This is a genomic window from Lonsdalea britannica (assembly GCF_946477055.1).
Taxonomy (GTDB): domain Bacteria; phylum Pseudomonadota; class Gammaproteobacteria; order Enterobacterales; family Enterobacteriaceae; genus Lonsdalea; species Lonsdalea britannica_A.
On sequence record NZ_CAMKXG010000204.1, the window covers coordinates 1 to 6,529 of the forward strand.

6 protein-coding genes and 1 other annotated feature are annotated in these 6,529 nt (G+C 54.8%); of the genes, 4 read left to right on the forward strand and 2 right to left on the reverse strand.

Annotation, left to right across the window (positions count from 1 at the left end; translation table 11 throughout):
• The coding region (locus tag Q7O77_RS13040; protein WP_304168019.1) for a 2-hydroxycarboxylate transporter family protein at positions 1-445 on the reverse strand (445 nt) is incomplete at its 3' end.
• 427 nt (positions 446-872) lie between these two features.
• Between Q7O77_RS13040 and Q7O77_RS13045 the strand changes: the two genes are divergently transcribed.
• Both Q7O77_RS13045 and Q7O77_RS13050 read left to right on the forward strand, forming a co-directional pair.
• A complete protein-coding gene (locus Q7O77_RS13045) occupies positions 873-2,516 on the forward strand; it encodes an ATP-binding protein (protein WP_304168022.1) in 1,644 nt (547 codons plus the stop codon).
• Positions 2,506-3,231, forward strand: a complete 726-nt coding sequence (locus Q7O77_RS13050; RefSeq protein ID WP_304168025.1) for a response regulator — start codon at positions 2,506-2,508, stop codon at positions 3,229-3,231. The genes Q7O77_RS13045 and Q7O77_RS13050 overlap by 11 nt, the downstream gene beginning before the upstream one ends.
• Positions 3,232-3,241: 10 nt before the next feature.
• Here the strand turns inward: Q7O77_RS13050 and Q7O77_RS13055 are convergent, their stop codons facing one another.
• Positions 3,242-4,066, reverse strand: coding sequence for an SDR family oxidoreductase (locus Q7O77_RS13055; RefSeq protein WP_304168028.1), 825 nt, complete (start codon positions 4,064-4,066; stop codon positions 3,242-3,244).
• 194 nt (positions 4,067-4,260) lie between these two features.
• Positions 4,261-4,383 (forward strand) — a sequence feature (His leader region).
• 64 nt (positions 4,384-4,447) lie between these two features.
• Here Q7O77_RS13055 and hisG point away from each other — a divergent pair.
• Positions 4,448-5,347, forward strand: a complete 900-nt coding sequence (gene hisG / locus Q7O77_RS13060) for an ATP phosphoribosyltransferase (RefSeq protein WP_085651643.1) — start codon at positions 4,448-4,450, stop codon at positions 5,345-5,347.
• A 5-nt stretch (positions 5,348-5,352) separates the two neighbouring features.
• A partial coding sequence (hisD, locus tag Q7O77_RS13065) for a histidinol dehydrogenase (RefSeq protein WP_304168031.1) occupies positions 5,353-6,529 on the forward strand: 1,177 nt, incomplete at its 3' end.

Consider the following 6,529-nt stretch of genomic DNA (forward strand, 5'->3'; position numbering starts at 1 on the left):
GGATTAAGGTGTCCCGATTCATGCTCATGATGCTGCCTACGATAATGCAGCAGATATAGAGGTAGAGAATGTTGGTGGACTTATAAAATAGCGTGGTGGAGTCAACGACGACCTTCGGCAGCAGCCCATAATACACCAGCGCCGAGGGGATAAAGGTAGCGCAAATGGCGGCGGCGCCCATTTTACCGATAATCGGCAAACGCTTGCCGAATTCCCCGCAGGCAAAACCGAAAAACGCCAGCGTCGCGACCATCACGACAATATCGCTGGGGAGCTTGCCATCCAGACAGTCGAGCGCGATTAATACACCGATAAGAAGAAATAGCGGCAGAGGAATAATACCGACTTTGTATGTATCCAGTACGTACCACCATTTTTCTTTCAGCGAACGCTTCACAGAGGTCTTATCCTTTACAACGATATATGAATCATCTGTCGTACTCATGCCCTATCCCCCTTATATTATTTTACCAGCCATATTAGGAGGTCAAAACCCATTATTGTGTGATAACCTTCAAATTGAAAAATGAGTTTTAATGGCACTTATGGTTTTTAAAGTTTTAATTATTAATTTGATAAAAAACAAGTGGTTACCAAGTTAACATTATTAAACAATTTTCATGAATATGCCGTTAATTTTTATCCCGATATCGCTGGCGGAAATATCCCCTGATTATGTTATAAAAAGGTAATTGAAATGTTCATTATCGAATTACTTTGCCCATGAATGTCTACATATATGCCGGTGGATATTAATCCTGCCTACGACTTATCTGTCGGCGCTCACAAGAATGGGTACTGCTCATCCCCTTGCACTTCTTTCATGCTAGATTGAACTTTAAGAAAAACAAACTTAGTGGTGTTAGCGCAACATGGCATTTAGGCTTTCCTTTCATCTCAGACTCTTCATTTATCTGATGATTTTTTTCTCCCTGCTATTAGCGATGGGCAGCCTTTATTATTACCGCGCAACATCTCAACGCCTCTACAATGAGCTAGGCGGTCGGGCACAGGTGCAGGCGAAAGAGATCGCCGTGATCCCGTCACTGATCACCAGCGTGCAGCAACGCGATATCCCCGCCATCGACCTTTTAGGACAGAAATTAATACAGAACAGCGACGCCAGCTTTATCGTGATTGGCGACCGCAGCGGCGTGCATCTGTTTCACTCCTCGGATGCATCTCTGGTCGGCAGCCAGATGGTCGGCGGCGACAACGCGGATGTGCTGGCCGGCAAGACGACGATCACCCTACGCCACGGCGGCACCGGTATTTCTCTGCGCAGCAAAGCGCCGATTATGCACGGTAACGAGGTCATCGGCATCGTCTCCGTCGGCTACCTGAAAACGCATATCGACAGCCTGTCGCTGAGTAATGTCAGCCACGTCCTGCTGGCAATCGTGGCGATCTTCATCGCATTGTTCCTGTTTTCATGGTGGTTCTCACACAATCTCAAAAAGCAGATGTTCGGGCTGGAACCGCAGGAAATCAAACTGCTGGTGCGCCAACAGCAGGCGCTGCTCGAATCCATCGACGAGGGCGTCATCGCCATCGACAAACAATCACACATCGCCGCCATCAACCATTCGGCAAAAACGTTGCTGGAACTGAACGATCCCGCCGTGACGCTCCGTGGCAGGCCGATAGACGAAGTCATCAAATCCGTCCCCTTCTTTTCCAGCGATGAGATGTGGACCAGCGATACCCACGACGAAATTTGCCGTTTCAATCACGTCACCGTCATCGCCAGCCGCGTACGCATTATGTTGGAAGACGAGCTGCAGGGCTGGGTCATCAGCTTTCGCGATAAAAACGATCTCCACACGCTGAGCCTCCAGCTCAGCCAGGTCAAACGCTACGCCAGCAGCCTGCGGATATTGCGCCATGAGCAGCTGAACTGGACGGCGACACTGGCCGGGCTGCTGCATCTGGAGCGCTACGATGAAGCCATTCGCTACATTGAAGCGCAATCACAGGGCGCGCAGGCTACGCTGGACTTTATCTCCGCGCGTTTCAGCGCCCCCGCCCTGTGCGGGCTGCTGCTGGGGAAATACGCCAGCGCGCGGGAGAAGGGTCTGCAAATGTTTTTCGATCCTCGCTGCCAGCTGCAGGTTATCCCGGGCGCACTCCGTGAGACGGAGTTAATGTCGATCATCGGCAATCTGCTGGATAACGCGATGGAAGCCACGTTGGCCAGCCCGCGGCCACACGAACCTATCGAAGTTTATATTCACGATAATGAGCGGGAGCTGGTGATTGAAATCGCCGACAAAGGCACCGGTATTTCCCCGGCGATCGCCGACCGCATTTTTGATATGGGCGTCACCAGCAAAACCTCCGGCGATCATGGGCTGGGGCTTCATCTGGTCGCCAATTATGTCAATCAGGCCCAAGGGGTGATTGAGGTGTCCGCCAACCCGCCGCAAGGCACCATTTTTTCCGTATTTATTCCCCGGCACCTTACCGAGATTCACCAGACAGAGACCAACAGGAACACAGAGCATCATGTCAATTGAGAAACCCACGTCGTCGACGGACAAATCGGTCGAAAACTTCGAGATATTGATTGTCGAAGATGAAAAACGACTGGCCGACATTCATGCCGAGTTTATTGAAAAGAATTTCAACCTACGCATCGTCGGTATCGCTTCTACGCTGCAGGAAGCGCGGCGACTGCTTCAGCAGCATCGCCCTCGATTAATGCTGCTGGACAACTATCTGCCGGATGGCGAAGGCATTTCGTTGATCGAGAGCGAACTCATGAAGGGAATGAACTGTTCGGTCATTTTCATCACGGCCGCGAGCGATATGGATACCTGCGCGCAGGCAATCCGCTGCGGCGCGTTCGACTACATCATCAAACCCGTGTCCTACCCCCGGCTGCGCTCATCACTAGAGCGCTTCATCCAGTTCGTTAAGGCGCAATACACCTACAAATTCGTCGACCAGCAGAACGTGGACGTGCTGTATCAGCTGCAGTCGAGCGCCGCGCCGACGGGTTCAACGGTAAAGGGCATTGAGGAAAACACTCTGAATCTGATCCAGCAGATCTTTCATGACGCTCCGGACACGCTGTTTTCAGTCGACGAAGTGGTCGCCCGCACGGGACTGAGCAAAACGACCGCCCGCCGTTATCTGGAGCACAGTCTGGAGAATCATTTTCTCGAAGTGCAGATGCTATACGGGAAAATCGGCCATCCTCGCCGCCTGTACCGAAAAAATAGCGGCTGAAACGGCTTCGTCAGTTGAGCGGGATCGTCATCGGGTCCGGATGCAAATACTCAAACCCCAGTTCACGGCAGATAAGCTGCCCATCGACCAGGCGCGCCGTCGCCGGGTCGCCCGCCAAAAATCGGGGTGGATCCAGGTGCAGACGCTGCGCCTGCGCAGTATAAAAAATCTCTCGGGAAGGATGCAGCGGCGCGCACAGGTTGTAGAGGTGCCCGCCGTGCGGCAGCTGTAACAGCAGGAAAATAGCCGCCACCACATCCTCCTGATGAACCAGATTGACGCCGTGGCTGCCATTCGGCACGTCGAGGCGTCCGGCCAGAAAACGCCCCGGATGACGCTCAGCGCCCACTAGACCAGCAAGCCGAACGATATCCACTTCGGTATTCGGCAGCGCATGCAGCCACTGCTCCAGCTCAACAATGCTCTGCGCTGTCGCGGTTTCGGGCTGTAGCGCGCTGCTCTCCTTCACGGTGCCCTGCGTCCTTCCGTACACCGATGTCGTGCTGGTAAACACAATGCGGCGAACCCCATAGGCCAACGCGCTGTTGACAATCGCCTGCACCGCATCCAGATAGTGCGCGCCCTCTTGGGAGACCCTGCTTGGCGGCAGCGTGACAATCAGCGCATCCGTTTTCAGCAGCGCTTCCAAAGCACGAGCGTCGCACTCCGGCTGCGGCGTCAAACGCAGGCGGTAACACTCAATCCCAACGTTGCGCGCCGCTTCTACGCCGTCGTCTGTCGTTTTGCTTCCGGCTACCTGATACCCTCGGCCCATCAACGCCAATGCCAGCGGCATACCCAGCCAGCCTAACCCGATAATCGACACTTTTTTCATTTTTCGCTCCTGCCGTAACCGGCTTGGTTTCTCACCCACTATTCACGCTCAATTAACCATAGCAACATCAAATGCCCGCAGAGAGGTAAAAAACGGTTGCATAACTGACACGACTTGGTTTAGGTTAAGTCCCAGACGGAAATAAATTCATCGACATTAGTGGAAAATATTATGTTAAGCACTCTGTTCAACCACCATCATCACCATCATCCTGACTAGTCTTTCAGGCGATTGGTGCTGGAAGACATCTAGATCTTCCAGTGGCGCAGAATGCTAAAGAGAGCCCTCGGAAGATCATCTTCCGAGGGTTTTTTTATGGCCCCCCGTTTTTAAAAGAAGCCTGCATCAACAGGCGCATCAGACAGGAAAATTGAGGTTTATATGCTGGATAAAACACGTTTACGCATTGCGATGCAGAAATCAGGCCGTTTGAGCGACGAATCTCGCGAGTTACTGGCCCGCTGCGGGATTAAAATCAATCTACAGCAGCAACGTCTCATCGCTTTCGCTGAGAATATGCCCATCGATATCCTGCGCGTTCGCGATGACGATATCCCGGGGCTGGTCATGGACGGCGTCGTCGATCTGGGCATCATCGGCGAAAACGTGCTGGAGGAAGAATTACTCGACCGTCGCGCTCAGGGCGAAGACCCGCGTTACTTTACGCTGCGCCGTTTGGATTTCGGCGGCTGCCGCCTGTCGCTGGCGATGCCGCTGGATGAGGAATATACCGGTCCTCAATGCCTGCAAAACAAACGCATCGCCACGTCCTACCCTCACCTCCTGAAGCAGTACCTCGATAAGCAAAACATCAATTTCAAATCCTGCCTGCTGAACGGCTCCGTTGAAGTCGCCCCTCGCGCGGGTCTGGCCGATGCCATCTGCGATCTGGTGTCCACCGGTGCGACGCTGGAAGCCAATGGACTGCGCGAAGTTGAAGTCATCTACCGTTCTAAAGCCTGCCTGATCCAGCGCGATGGCGAAATGCCGGCGGAGAAACAGCAGCTGATCGACAAACTGCTGACGCGTATGCAGGGTGTGATTCAGGCCCGTGAATCCAAATACATCATGCTGCACGCGCCGAGCGAACGTCTGGACGAAATCATCTCGCTGCTGCCGGGCGCCGAACGTCCTACTATTCTGCCGCTGGCCGGAGAGAAAAGCCGCGTCGCCATGCACATGGTGAGCAGCGAAACCCTGTTCTGGGAAACGATGGAAAAACTGAAAGCGCTGGGCGCCAGCTCTATTCTGGTGCTGCCGATTGAGAAGATGATGGAGTAATCACCATGTCGAACAGCTTCGAAACACTGATTGATTGGCAGACCTGTTCAGAACAAGAGCGGCAACAGCTGCTCACCCGTCCGGCGATTTCCGCGTCTGATCGCATTACCACGATCGTCAGCGACATTCTGGATCGCGTTAAAGACGAGGGCGACAGCGCCCTGCGTGACTTCAGCGCCAAATTCGACAAAGTGCAGGTGAATAACCTGCGCATCAGTCAGCAGGACGTCGACGCCGCGGCCGACCGTCTGGGCGATGACATCAAACAGGCGATGGCGATTGCCGTACGCAATATCAAAACGTTCCACGAGGCGCAGCAACTGCCGCCGGTGGATGTTGAAACCCAGCCGGGCGTTCGCTGCCAGCAGCTGACCCGCCCTATCGCCAACGTGGGACTCTACATTCCCGGCGGTTCTGCACCGCTGCTTTCTACCGTGCTGATGCTGGCGACGCCCGCAACCTTGGCGGGCTGCAACCGCGTCATCCTGTGCTCGCCGCCGCCGATTGCGGATGAAATTCTGTATGCGGCGCAGCTGTGCGGCGTGCAGGAAGTCTTCCAGCTGGGCGGCGCGCAGGCGGTAGCGGCGATGGCGTTCGGCACCGAAAGTATTCCCAAGATGGACAAGATCTTCGGCCCCGGTAACGCCTACGTGACCGAAGCCAAACGTCAGGTGAGTCAGCGTCTGGATGGCGCGGCGATCGATATGCCCGCCGGGCCTTCCGAAGTGCTGGTGATTGCCGACAGCGGCGCAACGCCGGACTTTATCGCTTCCGACCTGCTCTCTCAGGCGGAGCACGGTCCGGACTCGCAGGTGATTCTGCTGACGCCGGATCGCGAGGTGGCTCAGGCCGTCACCGTGGCGGTCGAACAGCAGCTTAGTCAGCTTCCGCGCCGCGAAATCGCCGCGCAGGCGCTGGCCAGCAGCCGCGTGATCGTTACCCGCGATCTGGCTCAGTGCGTTGAGATCAGCAACCAGTATGGCCCGGAACACTTGATCATCCAGACCCGCAATGCCCGCGAGCTGGTTGACGACGTCATCAGCGCCGGTTCGGTCTTCCTCGGCGACTGGTCGCCGGAGTCCGCGGGCGATTATGCCTCGGGCACCAACCATGTGCTGCCAACCTACGGCTATACCTCCACCTATTCCAGTCTGGGACTGGCGGATTTCCAGAAACGGATGA

What these genes read in the sequence shown, in the direction of transcription:
- Q7O77_RS13050 (WP_304168025.1), top strand. Translation starts at nt 2,506, where the DNA reads ATGTCAATTGAGAAACCCACGTCGTCGACGGACAAATCGGTCGAAAAC.
- Q7O77_RS13045 (WP_304168022.1), top strand. Translation starts at nt 873, where the DNA reads ATGGCATTTAGGCTTTCCTTTCATCTCAGACTCTTCATTTATCTGATG.
- hisG (WP_085651643.1), top strand. Translation starts at nt 4,448, where the DNA reads ATGCTGGATAAAACACGTTTACGCATTGCGATGCAGAAATCAGGCCGT.
- Q7O77_RS13055 (WP_304168028.1), bottom strand. Translation starts at nt 4,066, where the DNA reads ATGAAAAAAGTGTCGATTATCGGGTTAGGCTGGCTGGGTATGCCGCTG.